This is a genomic window from Shewanella electrica (assembly GCF_022321485.1).
Lineage (GTDB): Bacteria > Pseudomonadota > Gammaproteobacteria > Enterobacterales > Shewanellaceae > Shewanella > Shewanella electrica.
The window spans coordinates 62,360-83,942 of the sequence record NZ_JAKOGG010000009.1 but is presented as its reverse complement, the minus strand read 5'-3'; the positions used below and the strand labels follow the sequence as shown (position 1 = coordinate 83,942).

Here is a 21,583-nt window from a genome sequence, read left to right as displayed (position 1 = left end):
AGGAGGAGTGATTATTTCGACGAGTTTTCTGGCTTGGCGAATAACCACCACAAGCCAATAAAAGTAAGCAAGTACAGTATTGCTTGCACGGTGGCTGAGCAGTAGCTTGCCACTAACAACACCATGACCGCTAAAAACAGTGCTAGCAGCTTCATGTAAGCCTCGCCTTCAAGTGATATCCATCACAATTATTGCGAGTTCACTGCCAGCGAGCCAATATTGAAACGCCATATTTAATAACCAAAGGCTTTATAAATTCCATTTTTATTGCTTTTAGCTATTAATATGGCGCGTGTTTACGCAGTAACTGCTGGCTGAGGTCGATGACTCAAGCTGTGTCCCAACAACGACAGTAAACAGTAGCCGACAAAAAACCAAAAGCCGCTGCCCAACTGTGCATGAGTGCTTACCAGATCGCCCATACCGGCCGAGGCATCGCCCGCCATAAAACTAATAATCAACGCCACCACAAACACATCCGCCATCGACCATTTAGATAATGCGCCAGAGCACCAATGCAACTTGGCCGCTAACATCGGCCGCACCAGCATGGCACTGAGTGTTAATAGAATTTTGATGACCGGCACAATCACCGAGAAGGTCACCACCAGCAGCGCCACCAAATGGTTGCCGCTGCGATACAGCTCAGTCACCGTGCCCCAAATGCTGCGGGTTTTATCAAACACTGCCACCTCACCTTGGAGATCATTAAGCCCCAACATTCCGGCAACCATGTGGATCATATTGCGTGCTTGGCGACGATCTTCATCGGAATCGCTAGCCACGCGGGTGGCTAACATGTCGATGCCTGCGGCCGATAGCTTGGCTTTTTCGACAGTGCCACTGAGAGAAAGAATGGGTTGTGTGACCCCAGGGATTAACAGGGCAAGTGCCAGTAGTAACAGCACCATAGATTTCCACTGCAGCATGTCAGCTCCTTCAAAAACACCGAAGACCCGCAAAATGGCAGGCCTTCGACAGTATATCGGCTGTTAAGACGAATAGAAGGGGCTAGGGTCGACATCCATACTACTTGGGGAGATGCCGCGTTCAATGTTGAGCGCTGAGCTTTTCACATCGACCAGTTCAACTGCCGTGAGTTGTTTCAGTTTGTTGTTGTAGAAACACTTAACAATCGGGTGCAGTACGTCACGCCCTTGCGTTTCCCACACGATGCCGACGCGGCCATCTGACAGTTCTACCAAGGAGCCGACCGGATACACGCCGATACAGCGAATAAACTCATACACCAAACTTTCATCCAGATGGAACGGCGTCAAACTCAGCAAAATTTTAAACGCCGCCGCCGGGCTCATCGCCTCTTTGTAGCAACGGGTCGCGGTTAACGCATCGTAGATATCGACGATACAGCTCATACGACCATGCAGCGGGATCTCATCGCCCTTGAGGCCACGCGGGTAACCGTTACCATCCAGTTTTTCATGGTGCATCAAACACACATCTTTACTGACTTGGGCGATGCCCCTCGCCTCAGCCATGATCGGCATGGCATAGACTTGATGCAACTTCATGTGCTCAAACTCTTCCGGCGTTAGCTTGCCCGGTTTGTTGAGCACGGCATCATCCACTTTGATTTTGCCAATATCGTGCAAAATGCCACCCACGGCCAGCAACTTGAGCATGTGTTTCTCAAAGTTGAGATAACGACCAAAGGTCACCAGTAACACCGCCACGTTGACCGAATGCTCCAGCAAGTACGCATCTTTAGACCGCAAAGCGCTGACACACTTTAGCGCATCGGCATGCCCCATCACTGATTCAATCATGTTCTCTGCCAAGGCTTCAAACGGCTCAACTTCAATCGCTTTACCTTCAAAGGTTTCCGACAACACTTTGCGGATCAATCCCTTTGCTTCCGTCAGTAGCTCTTTGGCATCTTCTTGGGCTTGTTTACGGTTGACCGCTTTCGCTGAGACAGTGGCGGCGGGATGTGGCGGCGGAGTGGTTGTGCTGTTTGAGGCCACATTGGGCGCGGGTAGAGGGAGATCTGAACGTCCAGCATCCACCCACACATATTGAATGCCTTTCTCCTTGAGGGTGCTTATCGCACTCTTGCGTGACAACTTGCCGGCATGCGCCACCGCTAGCCGACCATTGGTTTCAATGGCGGCGACAAACATGCCAACTTCAAGATTGGCAACAGGCACTTTGATCAGATCAGCGATCTGCAAGGCTTCCGACATGTAACAACTCCAAGCAATGTTCCATATTACGCGTGTTGAAAACGTACGCTCGGGCAGTTAACGCTGCCCCAGAGACATCATCATAAGAAGCCTAATTTTATAAGCTAAACCGGAATTTTGCCCATGCCGACATCAAATTTCCCGCTGAGCGTTGGCGAAGTTAGCGTTTGGTGCAGTGGAAGCTATCGGCCAACCAACGGCGATAAGCACAGTTATAACAGCTACATAGCTCGTCATCTATCTGTTCATCTTCGTCGTCTTCGGCAAACAATTCGCAGCTAGCGGCTTGTGCTCTGGCGGCAGAAAAATCATCACGGCCAGCGCGAAACACCCATTGCTCGCCGCGCAGTACAAACGCCGCAATCTGTTGAATCATCAATAATCCTTTAGCTGTTGCTTGCTGGCATTTTGCCAACCTGATGCACCAGCACTGACCAACAAAGCAAAACGTCCTTGGGTGAACACGGCTTTAACTTTACCCGCGAGCCACAGCGTGGCGTCATCGGCGAGCCACTCGCCTTGGTCGGTTAACACCCCATCCAGCCCAGTTTGTTGCAACACTTCGGCCACGCTGTAAGCTTGAGGTTCAGCATCCGCTTGGCCTAACTGAAACTGACCTTTCACGCGGCCATCATTACCACCAAGGCGCAACCCTAAACCCGCCAGCGCGCCAATCACACCTTGGCCGGTGCCACCGTGTTCGCTCAATGACACGTGCAGTTGCTCGGCCAATTGATAAGCCTGCGCTTTAGTTAACACTTGCTGCTTAGCTTGCACGCCAAACTGCTGCAACGCGGCGCGGTCGGTAAGCAGAGCTAAATCCACCACAGCGAGGCCAGGGTCCGCCGCAGGAGCGCACTCTTGCTGCAAGTGTGCAATAGCCATCTGGCGAATTTGCGCCAAAGAAAGCGAGCCTGAATAGGAGAAACACATAGCGCTGTTATGCGAGGTGTACGGAATGCTCTCATGCACATATAACTGATGACGGGTGACAAAACTAACGCGCCCAGCGCTATCGGCGGCTTGCAGCAACTCACCGATTTCACTGGCAATTTCGCCGGTGCCTTTGGTGCCGATATCATCGGTGTCATCAATAGCGATCAACCAATCGGTCATCATAACTCCTGATCTAATTTGCTCTCGCTATGCACTAAGTCATGCGCTTTAAGACGACGAACCACCGGCAATACCAATAACGCCCCGACCACGGCAAAGATGCCACCCTGCAATACCTTCCAGCTAAAACGCGCTAAGGCCACTTGCCATGACATGCCCACCAGCAGATCTTCGATTAAACCTTTGGCCGCCCACGCGAGCGTGCCTGCTAGCGCCACAATAACTAAGCGCCAGCGCAGATTGGTAAAACGCTGCACCAACACCAGCACGATCTCCATCGCTAATGCAGGCGCAAAAAACTTCATAAATATCAGTGGACCGCCGTTACCAATCCCGAGAATAGCAGCCACCGCACCGGCCATTACGCCACAGGCGGTAATGGCACCAATGCGGCCAACGGTGCAATAACAGGTCAGATAGAAAAAGCTCATCAGCAACATCGAATGACCCGCCAAGCCGAGCTTTAACCGCAACATGCTTTTCAGCGCCACTAACAGCGTGGCACAAAAACCGATAAACAATGCATCCTGCAGTTTAAATCCTCGACTGTGATTAGTTGTCATGCTCGCTCCGTTGCGAAGGCCACAGGGTTCGTTTGGCGTGATAGCCGAAATGTCGAGCTTTAGCGGCTACGGCAGTCTGTCGTGCCAGCTTCAGCAGTTGGATAAGTAACGGGAAAATAACGCAGTAACTGAACTCACCCCAGTTGCGTGGATTGAGCAGTTGTTTGGGTGCAATACGGGCACCACGTAATCGTTGCAGTTGATAGATCTCGCGCACTTCGTTGGCCATGTACGGCAGTAAGTTGATCGAGGCAACCACCACAAACGCCCATTTGTTTGGCATCATTTTGCCAAGGATCGCACCAATGGCCTCGGTGCTGACCGTATTGGTCAACCACCAGCCGGGAACAATCGCCAATAAAATACGCGCCACCGCCAACACACCTTCACTGACTTTATTGCCGCCATGAATGGCTAAATAAAGCACGATAGTGAATAGCAACTGCAACACGATATAACGCACCAAGCCGCTGATCTTGCCTTGGTTGAGCATGCCATGCACCAGCAGCACTAACTCAATCCCCGCCAACCAGGGTAAAAAATGCGTTGGGGCAAAAAAGGCCGCCGATGACAATGCCAAAGCCAACAGCATCGCCAACGCACTTAACCATAAGCTACGAATACTTGCCGGCGTAGACGATAACAACGAAGAGTGACTAATAGGCATAAGCGGCATCCTGTGTACAAGTGGACGGCAGCAATAAACCATCAGCAATCTGCCACTGCTGCGATACTGGCGTGTGCGGCAATGGCCGATGACTCGACAGCAACACCGCTGTGCCCTGCTGCCGTAGACGGTTGATCATCATGCAAAAACGATCAAAATATTCACTGTCCAGCCCCGCGAGCGGGTCATCCAGTAATAATAATTGTGGTTGATAACAGACCAGCGAAGCTAACGCCACCAGATGCTGCTGCCCATAGGATAACTTGTGCGGCGATTGCTCGGCTAGCTCACCCAGCCCCAGCTCTTCCAGAAGAGCTTGCGCCTGTTCCTGCGGCAAGCCAAAGCGGCGCAAACTGAACGCCACTTCATCCAGCACGGTATTTTCAAACAGTTGCCGATTGGGCCGCTGCATCAGCAACCCAAGTCTTTGGCCGTAATGGCCCACTTTGGGACGCTCACCAAACACTTTTAACGGCAGTGGCGCGATATTGCCCTGCATACCGGCAATGGCCTTCATCAGGCTGCTTTTGCCCGTGCCATTGTTGCCGTAGATAGTGACTAGCTCACCCGCGCACACTTGCAATGGCTGTTCACAGGCAAACAGCGGTGCATCACCATGAAAACGATATTCAAACGGCTCCGCCTCGATGATGACATCATCGGAATGCGCTTGCGCTTGCAGCGGAATACGTTTCTCAGTGCGGTAAATGCCCGACATCAACACGCCATCAGAGAGTTGCCAGTAATGATCAACCACCTCTTCAAACGCCGCCGGATTGTGCTCACACATCACCACCGCAATGCCCTCAGCCACTAAACCGCGGATCACCATAGTGAGTTCTTGTACGCCGAGGTTATCTAGCTGCGCCCACGGCTCATCCAACAATAACACTTGTGGATTGCATACCAACTGGGCCGCCATCATCAGCCGATATTTTTGCCCGAGCGACAGAATGTTAATCGGACAATCTAAACTGACAAACAGCCCAACGCGACGCAAGGCGCGCTGTACCATCGGCACCATCTGCTCACTGGTTAACGCCAGATTTTCCAGCGCAAAGGCGACTTCGGCACCCACCGTTTGGCGCAGCAATTGAACTTGCGGGTCTTGCATCACCAAGCCTGCCAGCATGCCTTGGCGTCGAAACACGCCGCCCTCAAACGGGCGTTCCTGCAACCCCGCCAGCAACTGCAATAGCGTTGACTTGCCAGAACCGGTGGGGCCAGTGATGCAGTGGCAACTGCCAGAATCGAGCCGAAAGGTGATATCGCGAAATACCCACGGTTGGCGACTGCCAAAGTTAAAACTCACCCCATCAAGTTCAATTAATCGCATAGTTAGATCTGCCAGTTAACCCCTAAGAAGACTTCACGGCCAGCGCGTGGCAGTGAGTCACTTTGGTAGTAGTTTTCGTCCAACAGGTTATTGGCCCGCAGATACACTTCGAATTGGTCATTCATGAACGCCTGACTCACTTTCATATCCACCACTGTGAAGGCATCGAGTGAATTAGCCACCGGTACCCGCACGCCATTGACTCGTTGGTTGCGGAAGTACACTTGGTCAATCACACGCTGCACACTCAGGTGCAACTTAGTATCTGTAGGTAATTGGTAACCTGCTTCAAAATGAATCTGGTGACGAGGTGCATAATTCACGCCATCTGTCGCCGCATTCCCTTGAGTTTCATTTTTAGTCTCTAAGTAGCTATAAGCCAGACTCAGATTCAGCTTATCGATGCTGTGATTGCTCAGCGCAGTGTCGATGCCACGGAAACGATAATCGCCCATGTTTTGGCTGATGCCGTTGTCATCTTTAGAGATGAAATTATCGGTGTGAGTGTTAAACGCATGAATTTCAAGCAGTGTGTTGCTACCGAAGTTCTGCGCTAACCCCAGCTCGATATGGCGCGATTCTTCCGTTTCCAGCGCCAGGTTGCCAGAAGACAAATCATAAAGATCTGACATAGAAGGGAAACGTATTTTACGGGCGGCACTTAAAGTCAGTTTGGTGCCCTCTTGCACTTGCCAATAGCTCGATGCCATTGCCGAGTAATCGTGATCAGAACGATGATCAGCATCCAAGTCGTGGTAGGCCGCGCCCACGGTGTAACCCATGCCGTTGCTCAACTGATGTTGATACTCAGTCGCCAGTGTGTATTGCCATGCTGAATCATTGACCGAGCTGAAGGTGTCTGAGGTTGCACCACCAGAGCCGTTGCCGCCGCCAGACCCATTGCCACCGCCTGAGCCGTTACCGCCACCAGAACCGTTACCACCGCCTGAGCCGTTACCGCCACCAGAACCGTTACCGCCGCCTGAGCCGTTACCGCCGCCTGAGCCATTACCGCCGCCAGAGCCGTTGCCGGTGCCGCTGCCAGCTACCGCAAATTCGCTATAGTCAGCATCCCATGACTGTTTTTCCGCAATCGCCGACGTGGTCCAAGTGCCTTTATCGGCAAAGTCAGCAATCAGCTGTAGATTAGCGCCCTGCACTTTCGAACTACCATCTTGCAACGCCGACAGAGTATCAATGTCGGCATCGGTAAAAGATTGCTCCAACTTGTCAGTTTGGTTGTGGTACACAAAACCACGCAGGGTCAGAATTTGATTGAATTTATGCGCCAGACCGACTTGTACTGCGCTGTTGCGGTAATCATCGACACGTTCATAGCGGATAGCGCCTGAACCAGAACCATCACGCGGCGGATTGCCCCACTCGCCACTGCGATAGGTGGCGTTAGCAATCAACTGGGTATCATCATTGAGCCAGTAACTGCCTTGCGCATAGAGATTACGCATGGTGTTATCGGCGTTAACCCGGTCGTCATCACCTTGATATTCGGTTGCTTGGTAATCTGATGACATCGGGAAACCATCGGTGCTGCGGTAGCTACCACCGACAAAGCCTTGCCAGTTGTCGCCACTGCCCGCCACACTCATATCCATGTTGTAGGTGTCGTTTTCTGCACCTTCAACTTTGCCCGCAAACGTAGGCGCGCTTTGGCCTTGTTTGGTAATGATGTTGATAACACCGCCAGCACCGCCGGGGCCATACAATACGGATGTTGGGCCAACCGACACTTCGACCGACGCGATTTGGCTGGCAGGGATCACGCTTGGGTCAAACTGGCCATCGTCGGCGCTATTGGCCGGTACGCCGTTGATTAATAAGGTCACATGGCGTGTTTTAAAACCGCGAATATCCACTCGCGGAGTGCCTTGACCACCATAGCGCACGTACACTCCCGGCACAGTGCGTAGCACCTCTTCTAGGCTGGCAGCCCCCATGTCGCTGATTTGCTCAGCGTTGATGCTCCAGTGTGTGGTCGCTTCACTGACCGCACTTTGACGGTCGCCATGCACCACTATCACTTCGTTAACGTTTAGCAGACGATCACGACTAATCTCGTCCGCATTGGCCTGACATACACACCCCACAGCGAGTGCCAACAGGGACAACTTCGTTGGAAATTTTGACATTATTGTTGATGCCTTTTAGTTATCGTTGAACGGATATGCTACTAATTTTGTAGTGAATGCTGCCAAGCATAAAGACAAGGCGCAACAAAAAGCCATCAGGGTCTAATAATCGGAACAGAGGGAGTAAAAGAACAACGGCGAATGCGTCATAATGTCGCAACTGCGCACAAGATAATGAAATAATGTCCACTTAGCTCACATTTTGTCCTCACTGAGTTGGCGACAGATCACGGCCAGCGTCACACCTTGATAGCGGACTGCTTGACACTCTGCGCGGCTAACTTTAGTTTGTGTTAAACAATCTATCCGCCAACAACACTTCACCTGTTCAGGTTGCTGTTTCGCCTTTTCGGAGCGTCTTTTGTCTGTAACATCTCTTTCTCAAGCCGTCGCGTCACTGAAACAACGGCTGGCAGAGCTAGCATTACCCGATGCGCATGCTCCAGTGATCCAATTAAAAGAAAGTGTGACATCACGGCCGTTAATGGCGTGGTTGGCGTCGCAGCAGCAATTTCCGAAGATCTATTGGCACGGTAGAGACAGTGACGAAGAAACCGCCGCCATCGGTAGTTGCCACCAATTCTTTTTTGAACAAGAGATTAGTGACGAACAGTTAGCCAGCGTCTATCAACAGCAGCTCGGTTGTCTCACTGAAGCGGGCATTCGTTACTATGGCGGTATTGCCTTTGATCGCCGTGAAGCCTCATGGCCCGATTTTGGCCGCGTACGCTTTGTGCTGCCGCGCATTGAACTGCGCCGTCAACAGCAGGGCTACGAGCTATTGCTCAATCTGCGTTTAGAACAAAACTCGCTGACACAGGAGATTGACCGCGCTTGTAGCGCACTGGATCAACTGTGCCCAGCGCAACCATTAACACCACCGCGTAAAACCGAAGTGTTAGCCCGCATAGACACACCCAGTCAAGGCCGTTGGCAACAGCTCGTAGAAGCGGTCACCGACCCGGTGTTTAATGCCGACACCCCCAAAGTGGTGTTGTCACGCCATAGCCAACTGAAAGTGGCCGAAACTCCCAATCCATGGACCGTACTAGCCACTTGGCAGGGCCGTAATCGCAACAGCTTTCAGTTTGGGTTTCAGTTTTCACCGGAACGTTGTTTTATCTCTTGCTCGCCAGAGCGGTTGTATCAACGTAATGACCACCAGCTAAAAACTGAGGCGTTGGCTGGCACTACCGTGCGTGGTTTAACGCCAGCGGAAGACGAGCAACTCGCGCAGCAGCTACTCGATGACGCCAAAAACAGCGTCGAAAACCAGTTTGTGCGTACCCACATCATGCGGGAGTTGGCACCTCTGAGTGATGCTGTTGATGGCCAAGCACCATTGAAGATCTTCAAGCTCAACCATATTCAGCATCTGCATCGAGTGATTGCCGCCAAGTTAAAGAGCAACACCAGCGACTTTCAACTGCTGCAAGCGATGCATCCCACTCCAGCCGTCGGCGGTTTACCTAAAGCTAACGCCATGGATTTCATTCGTGAGCATGAAGGATATACCCGTGGTTGGTATGCCGGTGCCTGCGGTTATCTGAGCCGTCATGTCAGTGAGTTTTCGGTGGCAATCCGCAGCGCCTTGATTGAGCCGGGTACCATTAATCTATTCGCCGGTGCGGGCATTCTGGCGGGATCAGATCCAGCGTCTGAATGGCAGGAACTGGAAAATAAACTCGCTACCATCATGTCAATCTTGGTGGATTTCTAAGCGGCTTGTATCCTTAATTAACTTCTCTATAATGTGCGTCCGCTTTTAGCGACGCACTCGCGGGTTCCCTCACCCCGCTTCAGTAATTAAAAAGGTCACAATATGTTGATGTTAACTGCGGCACAGATTAAACGTGCCCTACTGCTATTAATTAGCTTCCACATTCTGATTATCAGTGCCAGTAACTACTTGGTACAACTGCCATTCCAACTGTTTGGTTTCCATACCACATGGGGCGCATTCAGTTTTCCATTTGTTTACCTCGCTACCGATCTCACCGTGCGCATCTTTGGTCAACAGCCTGCTAGACGCATCATCTTCATGGCGATGCTGCCAGCACTGGTGATCTCCTATGTCATTGGCGTGGTCTTCCACGATGGTAGTTTCCAAGGCCTAGCGGCGCTGAGCGAACCCAACAACTTCGTAATGCGTATCGCACTGGCAAGCTTTACCGCTTATCTGTTCGGGCAACTGATGGATATTCGTGTGTTCTCCGCTATTCGCGAACACTGCGCTTGGTGGGTGGCACCAACGGCATCGACCGTGATTGGCAACTTGATCGATACGCTAGTGTTTTTCGGCGTGGCTTTTTATCAATCACAAGACAGTTTTATGGCCGCCAACTGGCCTGAAATTGCGGCGGTGGATTACAGCTTTAAGTTATTGATCAGCTTGTGCCTATTCTTGCCAGCCTACGGCGTACTGTTAAAAGTGCTGCAAGAACTCATCTTGCGCCAGCGCACTACTTCGGCCATCTGTTAATGTTCTAGCATTACGCCCCTGTTATACTCGCCCCGTTTTGCTGACCCCTTTGGTCGGCATTTGGGGAAAACACGATGTATAACACTCAATTTCAAATCATTACCGATATAACGCCAGCTCGACTGGCGCAGGTGATCGAGTTGATGACCGAGTTACCAGAGTTCGACCAAGAGCGTTCGATTGCCGAGTTCAAACAGCGTTTGTACGGCAGAGATGCGTTGTTGATGTTGTGCTTTGTAGAAGGTGAACTGGTCGGTTTTAAACTCGGTTATTCACTCGATGAGCAGCGTTTTTATAGCTGGCTGGGCGGTGTGCTACCCGATTTTAGGGGAATTGGATTAGCGCAAAAAATGCTGAGCGCGCAGGAACAATGGGCGGCGGAACAGGGCTATAAAGCGATTCAGATTAAAACCCGAAATCGCTTCAAAGCCATGCTCAACTTATTGATTAAAAACAGTTATCAGGTAATTGACTTTACGCAGGTTGCCGACGACGTTAGTCAATATCGCCTATCGCTGCAAAAACAGCTAACGGATGATGTTTACTAAGGACTGTTGACCTTTGCTGGTTGTTGTTGCCGCTGGCAGAGCGTGATTTAGGCAAAACAGGTGCTGTGCCGTGTAGTGATTCTCCACCAACAGCACCTAACGTCGAATAATTGCGTTCTGTCGCTGTCCACAGCGCAAGGTTAACGGCTCCTCACTCTATCTAAGGTTTTGACACACTCAAAACACGCAGAGGAGGAAGCCACACTGTCTTCCTCTAATAGCTCCACAAAGTCTGGTTTTTCCAGCAACTCTTCTGACTTAGTCCGAAACAGTGTTTGATAAATATAATCAATAAACACCATATATTTACGTGGCATATAAGCCCGTTTCGGGTAAGACAATGTCAGCACATTGTGTTCCATCGGAAAATCTTCCAACAGCGGCACTAAATCACCACTGATTAACGCTTCCTCAGCAATCATCTCTGGCAACGCCGCGATACCTAATCCGGCAATCGCCACTTCACGCGCTAAGGTAATATTGTTGACTCGAAACGGCACGTTAGGCTCAATTTTGCGCCATTGCTGCCCATCAAAGATGCCTACCACGCCATCTTCACCACCACGATGGCGACTAAACTGGCAATCAATGTAACGATGGTTGATTAAATCATCTGGTGTTTTCGGCACGCCAAAACGCTCAATGTAGGCCGGGCTAGCCATCAGCGTGGTGCTGGTATTAAACAGTTTCAAGGTCTGCACGCGCGAGTCTTCCACCATGCCGACGTGGAATAACACATCAATGCCTTCTTCAATAATATCGACATTACGGCTGGTGAGTTCGGTATCAATACTGATGTCAGGAAATGACTCGAGAAAAGAGGCAAACACCGGTCCCATAAACAACTGCCCCATCTCAAACGGGCAAACCACTTTCATCTTACCTTTGATGCGCTGCTGGCTGGCACTTAACTGTACCTCAGCATTTTCTAAGTCTTGCAGGATCTTAGTTATCTTGTTGTAGTACACCGAGCCAGCTTCGGTCAGTCGCAGTGCACGAGTGGTACGAAATAGCAACTGCACACCTGTTTGTTTTTCCAGCTCTGCAACTTTGCGACTAACCGTGGTTTTGGTGAGCCCTAACGCCTTCGCAGCGCCAGTAAAACTGCCTTGCTCTACCACTTGAGCAAAAATCTGAACTCGATTGAGGTCCATTGATTGTTTCACCTATGCAACAGTGAGTGATATTTTCTATATCTAACAAATTTTAAGTAACAGTAGTACACTATCGCTTTCTGCCATAAAAAACTACCAGACATGGGTAAAATATCGGCGTAAAACTCTAGAAGAAAAGCTGTTAAAGCTGTTTGATAGTCGAGGAATTTATCCAGTTCGCTGGTGAAGTCCTTGTATTAATCAATGTCTTTAAAGAAATTTTACTATTTAGGTTTTCCCCTTTGGGTGAAAGCCGTCGATAATGGCTGATAGGTTACGAAATACTCACCCTTTGAACTGAATTAATATCCCCTTAACAAGTTGTTCGCACACTTAGCAGGGATAAGCATAGCAATAGGAGTTTTCATGCGGCATATTGTCAAAGTTGCCTCAGCTGTAAGCATGGCATTGTGGTTGTCCGCTTGTGGCGGAGAAGCCCAACAAGCGCAGGGGCAACAAGGCCAAGCTCAGGCCACAGCTGTTGATGTCATTGAAGTTCAATCATCTTCGCAGGTTCTGACCACCCAACTGCCTGGACGCAGCAAAGCCTATTTAGAGGCTGAAGTTCGCCCGCAAGTCTCCGGCATCATCATCAAACAAGGGTTTGTTGAAGGCACTGAAGTTAAACAAGGTCAATCTCTCTATCAAATTGACCCAGCTACCTTTAAAGCCAGCGTATTGAGTGCCCAAGCGGATTTAGAGCGCGCCAAGGCGAGCCTAGTATCAGCAAAAGCAACGTATAAACGTTATGGTGAGCTGACCAAAACTAACTTCATCAGTAAAGATGATTTCGACACTGCTGAAGCCGCGTATAAAGAAGCGCAAGCCGCCGTCAGTGTGGCAGAGGCTGCGTTGAACACCGCCAAAATCAACTTAGAATATACCGAAGTTAAAGCGCCGATTGCTGGCCGCGTTGGTATTTCAACCGTGACGCCTGGCGCCTTGGTTACCGCGAATCAAACCACCGCGTTAGCTACCATTCAGCAGCTTGATCCAATCAAAGTAGATATCGTGCAATCAAGCGCTCAGATGTTGCGTTTGCAAGCGAGCCTGAAAGCTGGTCAGTTAAAAGCCACTGAAGACACTACCGTGAAGCTGATGCTGGAAGACGGCACCATCTATGATCAAAACGGTACGCTGAAATTTGCTGAAGTCAGTGTTGATCCAAACACAGGTTCAGTAACGATGCGCGCTGAGTTCCCTAACCCAGACCACGTCTTGCTGCCGGGAATGTACGTTCGCGCCATCATCAATGCTGGGGTAGATCCTAAGGCGATTATGGTGCCGCAAAAGGTGGTTACTCGTAACAACAAAGGCCAAGCAATTGTGATGGCAGTTAACGAGCAAAACCAAATCGAAGCACGTCCAGTAACCACTGCGGAAGTCATCAACAACAAATGGCGTATTACCAGCGGCCTGAAAGAAGGTGACCGCGTAGTGATTGAAGGACTACAACGCATCCGTCCGGGCGCACCTGTAGCACCTAACGTCGTTTCAGCAGAGTAGTAAACGGGGCTAATTCTATGGCACGCTTTTTTATCGATCGCCCCATCTTTGCATGGGTGATCGCAATTCTGATAATGCTGATGGGGGTCCTAGCGATTAGGTCGCTCCCTGTCGCACAATATCCGCAAATTGCACCACCAACGGTTGTGGTGTCAGCCACCTACCCTGGTGCTTCAGCGAAAACCGTTGAAGATTCGGTAACGCAGGTGATTGAACAGCGTATGACCGGTCTTGACCACATGCGTTACATCACATCAAGCAGTGACAGCTTTGGTAACGCACAGGTGACTGTGACCTTTAACGCCGAAGCCGATCCGGATATCGCCCAAGTACAAGTACAGAACAAACTGCAAGCGGCAATGACCTTGCTGCCGCAGGAAGTACAGTCACAAGGGGTTAACGTTAACAAATCCACCTCAGGCTTTCTGATGGTATTGGGTTTCATCTCTGAAGATGGCTCAATGAATAAGTCAGATATCGCCGACTTTATTGGTTCTACCGTACAAGACCCAATGAGCCGTGTATCAGGTGTGGGTGAAACCCAGCTGTTCGGTGCCCAATATGCGATGCGTATATGGCTAGACCCTCTCAAGTTAACCAAGTACAACCTGACCACCGCTGACGTTACCGCGGCGATCCAATCGCAAAACGCGCAAGTCGCGTCTGGTCAATTTGGTGGCGCGCCAGCGGTGCCCGGCCAAGAGTTGAACGCAACCATCACCGCACAAAGCCGGTTGCAAACGCCAGAACAGTTCCGTCAGATTATTCTTAAATCTAACGGCGCAGGCGCTAACGTTTATTTAAGCGACGTTGCCCGTGTTGAGTTGGGAGCAGAGAGTTACAGCGTCACCTCACTGTATAACGGTCAACCCGCCAGTGGTTTGGCAATCCGTTTGGCAACTGGTGCTAACGCGCTGGATACCGCCAAAGCGGTGCGGGCTAAGTTAGATGAGCTGCGTCCTAACTTTCCACAGGGTTTGAAAGTAGTCTATCCATATGACACCACCCCATTCGTTGAGAAATCCATTGAAGGGGTAGTACATACGCTGTTAGAAGCGATTGTACTGGTGTTTGTGATCATGTACCTGTTCTTGCAGAACTTCCGCGCTACCTTGATCCCAACGATTGCGGTGCCAGTGGTGCTGTTAGGCACCTTCGCGATTCTGTCATTTGCCGGTTACTCAATTAACACCTTGACCATGTTCGCCATGGTGCTCGCCATCGGTTTGTTGGTGGACGACGCGATTGTGGTGGTAGAAAACGTCGAACGTGTGATGGCAGAAGAGGGCCTCAGCCCGAAAGAAGCGACCAAAAAATCGATGAGCCAGATCACCGGCGCACTGGTCGGTATTGGTGCAACGCTATCGGCGGTATTCGTACCAATGGCGTTTATGTCGGGCTCTACCGGGGTTATTTACCGTCAGTTCTCCATCACCATCGTGTCAGCCATGGCGCTGTCAGTGATTGTGGCGATTGTGCTGACGCCAGCATTATGTGCCACCATGCTGAAACCGCTGAAGAAAGGCGAAAGCCATGGCCAAACAGGCTTCTTCGGTTGGTTTAACCGTAGCTTTGAACGTTTCACCAACGGTTACGAAAGTACCGTGGCTAAGTTCCTGAAACGCAGCTTCCGTATGATGTTGATCTATCTTGGTTTCGTGGCAGTTGTGGCGTGGATGTTCACTCGCATGCCAACGGCGTTCTTGCCTGATGAAGACCAAGGGATGTTGATGACGTTGGCAACCTTGCCACCAAACGCCACTCAAGAAAGCACCGAAAAAGTACTGAAGAAAGTCTCTGACCTGTATCAAAAAGAAGATGGCGTTAACTCAGTATTTACCGTAGCGGGCTTCAGTTTTGCTGGTCGTGGTCAGAACATGGGTATGGCGTTCGTGAACATGAAAGACTGGTCTGAACGTACCGACGCCAAAGACAGCGTACAAGCGGTTGCTGGCCGTATGATGGGTGCCTTCTCGCAATTTAAAGATGCGATGGTGTTCGCCATTGTGCCGCCAGCGATTATTGAGCTGGGTACTGCTAACGGTTTTGACGTGTATCTGCAAGATCTGACCGGTAAAGGCCACGAAGAGCTGATGAACGCACGTAACCAACTGTTAGGTATGGCATCGCAAAGCCCGATCCTGATGGGCGTGCGTCCGAACGGTCAGGAAGATATGCCAATGTACAAGTTGGATATCGACCATGAAAAACTGATGGCATTCGGCGTACAAATCAGTGCAGTGAACCAAACACTGGCCACCGCTTGGGGTAGTTCATACGTGAACGACTTTATCGACCGTGGTCGTGTAAAACGTGTATATGTCCAAGGTGATGCGCAGTTCCGTATGCAACCAGATGATCTGGATAAATGGTACGTGCGTAACAACGCTGGCACCATGGTACCGTTCTCTGCGTTTGCCACCGGTGACTGGGAATACGGTTCTCCACGTCTAGAACGTTTTAACGGTATTTCTGCGGTTAACATTCAAGGTGCTTCAGCTCCCGGTTACAGTACCGGTGATGCGATGGCCGAGATGGAAAAGCTGGCACACCAACTGCCACCGGGTTTTGCTCTGTCTTGGAACGGTATCTCGTATGAAGAACGTCTGTCAGGCAACCAAGCACCAGGCTTGTATGCATTGTCTCTGTTAGTGGTATTCCTGCTGCTGGCGGCCTTGTATGAAAGCTGGTCAGTACCGTTTGCGGTAATTCTGGTGGTGCCACTGGGTATTATCGGGGCCTTGTTGGCGATGAATGGTCGTGGTTTGTCGAACGACGTATTCTTCCAAGTAGGTTTGTTGACCACGGTCGGTCTGGCAACCAAGAACGCCATTCTGATTGTGGAATTCGCCAAAGAGTACTTTGAGAAAGGTGCTGGACTTATCGAAGCCACCTTGCATGCGGTCCGCGTTCGTATCCGTCCAATTCTGATGACCTCACTGGCCTTCGGTTTGGGTGTGGTACCGTTGACCATCAGCTCAGGCGCGGGTTCAGGTAGCCAACACGCTATCGGTACTGGTGTACTCGGCGGTATGATGAGTTCGACCTTCTTAGGTATCTTCTTCATCCCAATCTTCTTCGTAGTGGTAGAACGTTTGTTCATGAAGAAAGGCGAATCTGAAAAGCCAAAGGCTGACTAAGCCCGCCACCACGGATTAACCCGAAAAGCCCAAACATCTGTTTGGGCTTTTTATTTTGGGTAAATACTTCTATCTTTAACTCGCCGTAGCATGAGTATTAGCGCTGACGGCGCGATGATTATGACGCTGAATTTAAGGCAAAAAAAAAGACCCGGGGAGGGTCTAAAGGCAAGCTTTTATGAACTAATCGCTGTGTACCATGTACGTGTTCACTTTAGCCCAGCCTATCTGAATACTTGCTGAATATTTTTTGGCCGAAGGATTAAACTTACTTCATCAATATCAATCACAAAGCGCAGGGGTATCCCCTCGACGTGTTAGGTTAAATAAGCAGCCCCAGCTCGATGTTTAATGAAAGGCGATAAAATGACAAATCACTGCGGCAATAAATGGGCCTTACGGCACCTGTTTACTGGGTGGGTGCATAATTTATCACCTATGCATTACCATCACATCAGCACTGTTATCACAGCGGCAAAAACCTGCTGCAACATATTAATAAATAACAATTTTATTAAATCATTAGCAATTAGCACGCTGCTACTAACAAGTGCCACCGTCGCTGGCACAACTGCAAAAAATAGCCAAGAACAGGTATTTCGTTACACAAATGCTAACGGAGTGGTGGTTTTTAGTGATAAAAAACCTAAAGATCGCCCTTATGAACGGTTATTGTTTGATTGTTACGCCTGTAATCCAGACTCCAAGATCAACTGGCAACGCACGCCCTTGTTCACCGCCAAGTACCAAACGGAGATCAGCAAAGCGGCGGCACGTTATCAACTCGATCCGGCATTAATTCGGGCGGTGATCCATGCCGAATCCGCATTTAACTCGGGGGCATTGTCACGCTCTGGCGCAGTAGGCTTGATGCAATTGATGCCGGAAACGGCAAAAGAAGTCGGCGTGGCTAACCGTTATAACGCGCGGGAGAATATCAACGGCGGTAGCCGCTATCTGGCACAACTGCTTGAGCGCTTTAACGGCGATATCGCGCTAGCCTGCGCCGCCTACAACGCCGGGCCAACGCTAGTGGAGCAGTTGGGCGCGATTCCCAACTACCCCGAAACCAAAAGCTATGTCGAACGGGTGCAGATCTTGTTGCAGCGTTATCGCCAGCTTTGACAGTGAGCAGGAAAAGTTATTCGCCCACTTCCCACGTCAGCGTCACGCTACCGTCGGCATCACCCAACAACGGCTTAAGATATTGCAGCATGGCTTCAGCATGAGTATCTAACTGCCACGGCGGATTGATCACCCACATTCCCGCGCCCGTCATCCCAAATTCGTTCGAATCGGCACGTACCGATTGCTCAATGCGCAACTGACGACGAATGCCGCTGTCTTTCAGTTGTTGCAGCATGCCTTCGGTACGGTCGCGGTCCACCACTGGATACCACAGCAGATACACGCCAGTAGCAAACTTGCGATGCGCTTTAATGATGGTGTCGGCAACGGTGTCGTAATCGCTTTTGATTTCATAGCTCGGGTCAATCAACACCACACCACGGCGTTCTAACGGCGGCACTGCGGCCAATAAGCCTTTCAAACCATCACCGTTAACTATTTGCACTTGCTTATCGCCAAAGAAATAATCGGCCAACATCTCTTGCTCGGTTGAATGCAGCTCATGCAACACCATGCGATCTTGCTCGCGCAGGTTCATATCCACCATTGCTGGCGAGCCGGGATACTGCACTAACTCGTCATCGTTGCCGTTAAAGTGACGCACGTTGTCGAGATACATCTGTAGGCTTTCTGGCAGATCGGTGGCTTGCCACAAGCGCGCCACCCCATCGAGATATTCGCCGGTCTTCTGCGAGAATTCATCCTCAAGGCTATAACCACCCGCGCCCGCGTGCGTGTCGATATACACCAAGGGTTTATCTTTTTTGTACATCAACTGCAAAGTTTGCAGCAACACAGCGTGTTTAAGCACGTCGGCGTAGTTTCCGGCATGAAAACCGTGGCGATAGCTGAGCATAATCAATTCCATCAACGAAGATGGCGGCATTATAGAGAGCTGTGGCCAAAATTGCATCCGAGCAACGCTATCAGCCACCGCCCAGTTTTGGCATAATGCGCCCAATTCATCGATAAGGAACTCGCCTGTGAGCCGCACGCCGTTTGATATCTATTTTGATGCTGATAATAGCGCCCTCAGCACCATTGCCGCTCGCTGGCAGTTAGTGCACACCAACGACGCGCTATTTGAACTCAAACTGGTGCAGCAGCAACTGACGTTATTTAAACGTGATGAGCCAAAGCTCGGCGGTATCTGTGTCGATTTTGTTGAAGGCGCAGTGGCACATCGGCGCAAATTTGGTGGTGGACGCGGCCAAGCCATTGCCAAAGCCGCCGGCTTAAAACAAGGCGTGACGCCGACGGTACTCGACGGCACCGCAGGCCTCGGCCGTGATGCCTTTGTGCTGGCAAGCCTCGGCTGCACTGTGTCATTAGTCGAACGCCATCCCGTCGTCGCCGCACTGTTAGATGATGGTCTCAATCGCGCTTACCAAGACGCCGAAATCGGTGACTGGATGCAGCAACGTATGCATCTGCTGCCTAGCCATCATATTGAACTGCTCGCTGACGAGATGGCCGATAGTGTCGATGTGGTCTATCTCGACCCGATGTACCCGCACCGAGAAAAGTCGGCGCTGGTGAAAAAAGAGATGCGCGTATTCCAAACCTTAGTGGGCAGTGATGATGACGCCGATGCCCTGCTCGCTCCAGCACTGCAAATTGCCAGCAAACGGGTGGTAGTCAAACGCCCCGACTACGCCGAAGATCTCGCCGGCGTTAAGCCATCAACCGTAATTGAAACCAAGAAAAATCGCTTTGATGTGTACGTCAGAAATGCCATGAAAGCTTAGTTAAAATAGATATTTTTATTACAAATCATATGATTAACTAAAATCATCACCGCTATTTAGCAGCACAGGGAAACCGCACTAAGGTGAGGTGTTTTTATATGTCTAAGGATAGAACTATGAGTTCAAGACCGACAGTCAACATCGATGAACTGCTCAAAACTTTACGCACATCGGTGCAAACCTTACCAAGCAACGACCTCGAACTTTGCGATCTCGCCAATGAACTCGGTATCGCGCTGGCAGAATTGGTTGGCACAGACAAATCATACGAAGCAGAAGTGCTATCTGGCATTAAACATGGTTTTGATTTGGCTCGTAAAAACACTGAAGTCCGATGACAAATTGCAAGAGTGGCTTAATGCACTACCGGTTGGGAAAGGTAACAAACTTTTGGACATTTTCGAGTTAAAGCGTTAACTCTAACGAGTTAGTTTCGGATAAAAATTGCTATGAGCTAACGCAGCCACAGCATGCAGTGCTGAGGTCCAGCCCCGAATGGGCGATTGTACCTGGCCTTGTTAAGTTTTGGCTAGTTTGGAACATAGAACCTCGACCACTCCAGCCGCATTAAAGTTTAATTTATAGTGAAGCCAATTTTCACCTTCCCAGGCTTCACCTTGTTTCAGATGCTCTTTCACCCACTCAGAGTCCTGTACGATGTGACAAGAATCAAAGAGCTCTGATTCAGAAAGCTCGTATTCTGCATTTTGAAATTTAAAACCCAACGTGTTCTCGCACTTGATAGTGATGTGGTTTTCTTGCCAATCATTGAATTCCAATACAAGGTCAGCACCATCAAATTTGAACTTGATTTCTTCGGCATCAGCAACCGAAAAACCTAGATCTATGATTTCTATATTCTGGCTCATAACTTCCTTGGAAACTTAACTCCCCGCTTAGGGGTAAAGATATGGGGCTATAATCGCGCAGCGGCCCCATATTTTTGTCCCAGTGACTGGAGGGAACGACTACAGCGAATTGTTAGCGACGAAGTTGCCATACTTAATAAAAAATGTTACGAGCCAGAATAAAACGAAACTAGCCCAATAAACAACCTTGATGTTTTTTGCATGGAAGGAATTATTGCTACGCAGTAATAAAAATAGTTTTTTCCTGTCGTCGAATAAAAGCGCTAAAAGCATAGCGAGTAAAATTACATTGACGATAGGAGTACCTTGCCAACCAAGCGAAATAGGCACAACGGTAATACACAGATGTATAGGTAAAAGAAGAATTGAAGCAATTAAGCGAAGTTTAGGGAAAAACAACAAAAACCCGACAACAAGCTGTGATAGGGCAATAAAATAACCAAACAAGCCTAAATTGTATTTAGCCAATTCGTCAATTAACCAGACCGGCCCAATAATATTGGGGAACCAATGAAACAGTTTACTGAACCCCGCCGACGAATAAATGACGGCCAAAAGGACTTGAGACACAACTAAAAACTTCTGAAACATTTCTATCCTAGAACAGATGCCTAACGCTCTTAACGCAACGGCGCGGTTTTCCGTGTCCGTTGCCGTGGCTGGTTTTGTGAGTAACAGATTACCTAGAAGGTGCGCATAATGATAGGCTATTTGGCTTCCTTGTCTCTGAACTCGCCGTATTCCGCCAACATTGAGAATGTTTGCTCCTTACTTGAAGCTGGCTGGCGGTGGCTGCGTGCAAGCTCGCTTCAAGCGAGCCCGAAAAATTAAACTTCGCTAGACGGATTTCTGATATCAAAATAACCTGTAACAATAACACAGCACTACATTGCTAACCTATTGTAATAAATAAAACATTTTATTAGTGCGCATACGCATTTATCTTGTTGAACCAGTAAAAACGCGCACGAAGTT

At 49.8% G+C, this 21,583-nt stretch carries 21 protein-coding genes; 8 read left to right on the top strand and 13 right to left on the bottom strand.

The features are described from left to right. Positions 1 to 11 precede the first annotated feature (11 nt). The 9 genes from L9G74_RS13335 to L9G74_RS13295 form a co-directional block, all read right to left on the bottom strand. Entirely contained in the window at positions 12 to 155 is a 144-nt protein-coding gene (locus L9G74_RS13335) for a hypothetical protein (RefSeq protein ID WP_238896906.1), read from the bottom strand. Positions 156 to 296: 141 nt separating this feature from the next. After that, positions 297 to 929: a paraquat-inducible protein A gene (locus L9G74_RS13330; protein WP_238896905.1), complete on the bottom strand. Its 633-nt coding sequence runs from the start codon at positions 927 to 929 to the stop codon at positions 297 to 299. 63 nt (positions 930 to 992) lie between these two features. After that, positions 993 to 2,204, bottom strand: coding sequence for a cyclic di-GMP phosphodiesterase (locus L9G74_RS13325; RefSeq protein WP_238896904.1), 1,212 nt, complete (start codon positions 2,202 to 2,204; stop codon positions 993 to 995). A 160-nt stretch (positions 2,205 to 2,364) separates the two neighbouring features. Continuing rightward, complete coding sequence (locus L9G74_RS13320; protein WP_238896903.1) at positions 2,365 to 2,580, bottom strand: hypothetical protein; 216 nt, start codon at positions 2,578 to 2,580, stop codon at positions 2,365 to 2,367. Beyond that, a complete protein-coding gene (locus L9G74_RS13315; protein ID WP_238896902.1) occupies positions 2,580 to 3,320 on the bottom strand; it encodes a DNA-binding protein in 741 nt (246 codons plus the stop codon). Before L9G74_RS13315 ends, L9G74_RS13320 begins: the two co-directional genes overlap by 1 nt. After that, entirely contained in the window at positions 3,320 to 3,883 is a 564-nt protein-coding gene (locus L9G74_RS13310; RefSeq protein WP_238896901.1) for a core component of ECF transporter, read from the bottom strand. Before L9G74_RS13310 ends, L9G74_RS13315 begins: the two co-directional genes overlap by 1 nt. Further along, a complete protein-coding gene (locus L9G74_RS13305; protein ID WP_238896900.1) occupies positions 3,873 to 4,550 on the bottom strand; it encodes an energy-coupling factor transporter transmembrane component T in 678 nt (225 codons plus the stop codon). The genes L9G74_RS13310 and L9G74_RS13305 overlap by 11 nt, the downstream gene beginning before the upstream one ends. Next, positions 4,540 to 5,886 carry an ATP-binding cassette domain-containing protein gene (locus L9G74_RS13300; protein WP_238896899.1) on the bottom strand — a complete coding sequence of 449 codons (1,347 nt, stop codon included), beginning with the start codon at positions 5,884 to 5,886 and terminating at the stop codon, positions 4,540 to 4,542. The genes L9G74_RS13305 and L9G74_RS13300 overlap by 11 nt, the downstream gene beginning before the upstream one ends. A 2-nt stretch (positions 5,887 to 5,888) precedes the next feature. Next, positions 5,889 to 8,033, bottom strand: a complete 2,145-nt coding sequence (locus tag L9G74_RS13295; RefSeq protein ID WP_238896898.1) for a TonB-dependent receptor — start codon at positions 8,031 to 8,033, stop codon at positions 5,889 to 5,891. A gap of 361 nt (positions 8,034 to 8,394) precedes the next feature. Here L9G74_RS13295 and L9G74_RS13290 point away from each other — a divergent pair, with 361 nt between their 5' ends. The 3 genes from L9G74_RS13290 to L9G74_RS13280 all read left to right on the top strand — a co-directional run bounded on the left by L9G74_RS13290 (position 8,395) and on the right by L9G74_RS13280 (position 11,063). Further along, positions 8,395 to 9,753, top strand: coding sequence for an isochorismate synthase (locus L9G74_RS13290; protein WP_238896897.1), 1,359 nt, complete (start codon positions 8,395 to 8,397; stop codon positions 9,751 to 9,753). A gap of 102 nt (positions 9,754 to 9,855) precedes the next feature. After that, positions 9,856 to 10,515, top strand: coding sequence for a 7-cyano-7-deazaguanine/7-aminomethyl-7-deazaguanine transporter (locus tag L9G74_RS13285; protein WP_238896896.1), 660 nt, complete (start codon positions 9,856 to 9,858; stop codon positions 10,513 to 10,515). 74 nt (positions 10,516 to 10,589) lie between these two features. Further along, positions 10,590 to 11,063, top strand: coding sequence for a GNAT family N-acetyltransferase (locus L9G74_RS13280; RefSeq protein WP_238896895.1), 474 nt, complete (start codon positions 10,590 to 10,592; stop codon positions 11,061 to 11,063). Between the two features lie 140 nt (positions 11,064 to 11,203). Here the strand turns inward: L9G74_RS13280 and L9G74_RS13275 are convergent, their stop codons facing one another. Further along, a complete protein-coding gene (locus L9G74_RS13275; RefSeq protein ID WP_238896894.1) occupies positions 11,204 to 12,217 on the bottom strand; it encodes a LysR family transcriptional regulator in 1,014 nt (337 codons plus the stop codon). Positions 12,218 to 12,583: 366 nt separating this feature from the next. On the opposite strand from L9G74_RS13275, the gene L9G74_RS13270 reads away from it, so the two are divergent. The 3 genes from L9G74_RS13270 (at position 12,584) to L9G74_RS13260 (ending at position 17,988) form a co-directional block, all read left to right on the top strand. Next, positions 12,584 to 13,723 carry an efflux RND transporter periplasmic adaptor subunit gene (locus L9G74_RS13270; protein ID WP_238896893.1) on the top strand — a complete coding sequence of 380 codons (1,140 nt, stop codon included), beginning with the start codon at positions 12,584 to 12,586 and terminating at the stop codon, positions 13,721 to 13,723. A gap of 17 nt (positions 13,724 to 13,740) precedes the next feature. Further along, complete coding sequence (locus L9G74_RS13265; RefSeq protein WP_238896892.1) at positions 13,741 to 16,863, top strand: efflux RND transporter permease subunit; 3,123 nt, start codon at positions 13,741 to 13,743, stop codon at positions 16,861 to 16,863. Between the two features lie 513 nt (positions 16,864 to 17,376). Beyond that, positions 17,377 to 17,988, top strand: coding sequence for a transglycosylase SLT domain-containing protein (locus L9G74_RS13260; protein WP_438944573.1), 612 nt, complete (start codon positions 17,377 to 17,379; stop codon positions 17,986 to 17,988). 16 nt (positions 17,989 to 18,004) lie between these two features. Here L9G74_RS13260 and L9G74_RS13255 read toward each other — a convergent pair whose 3' ends face one another. After that, positions 18,005 to 18,847: a 23S rRNA (adenine(2030)-N(6))-methyltransferase RlmJ gene (locus L9G74_RS13255; protein ID WP_238896891.1), complete on the bottom strand. Its 843-nt coding sequence runs from the start codon at positions 18,845 to 18,847 to the stop codon at positions 18,005 to 18,007. Positions 18,848 to 18,974: 127 nt separating this feature from the next. On the opposite strand from L9G74_RS13255, the gene L9G74_RS13250 reads away from it, so the two are divergent. Then, positions 18,975 to 19,739 carry a class I SAM-dependent methyltransferase gene (locus L9G74_RS13250; protein ID WP_438944569.1) on the top strand — a complete coding sequence of 255 codons (765 nt, stop codon included), beginning with the start codon at positions 18,975 to 18,977 and terminating at the stop codon, positions 19,737 to 19,739. Between the two features lie 116 nt (positions 19,740 to 19,855). Further along, on the top strand, positions 19,856 to 20,077 hold the full coding sequence (locus tag L9G74_RS13245; protein WP_238896890.1) for a hypothetical protein: 222 nt from the start codon (positions 19,856 to 19,858) through the stop codon (positions 20,075 to 20,077). A gap of 180 nt (positions 20,078 to 20,257) precedes the next feature. Here the strand turns inward: L9G74_RS13245 and L9G74_RS13240 are convergent, their stop codons facing one another. Then, the gene (locus L9G74_RS13240; protein WP_238896889.1) at positions 20,258 to 20,608 is read right to left on the bottom strand and encodes a hypothetical protein; all 351 of its coding nucleotides are present in this window, start codon (positions 20,606 to 20,608) and stop codon (positions 20,258 to 20,260) included. A 99-nt stretch (positions 20,609 to 20,707) separates the two neighbouring features. Continuing rightward, positions 20,708 to 21,199, bottom strand: a complete 492-nt coding sequence (locus L9G74_RS13235; protein ID WP_238896888.1) for a hypothetical protein — start codon at positions 21,197 to 21,199, stop codon at positions 20,708 to 20,710. Positions 21,200 to 21,583: the final 384 nt, after the last annotated feature.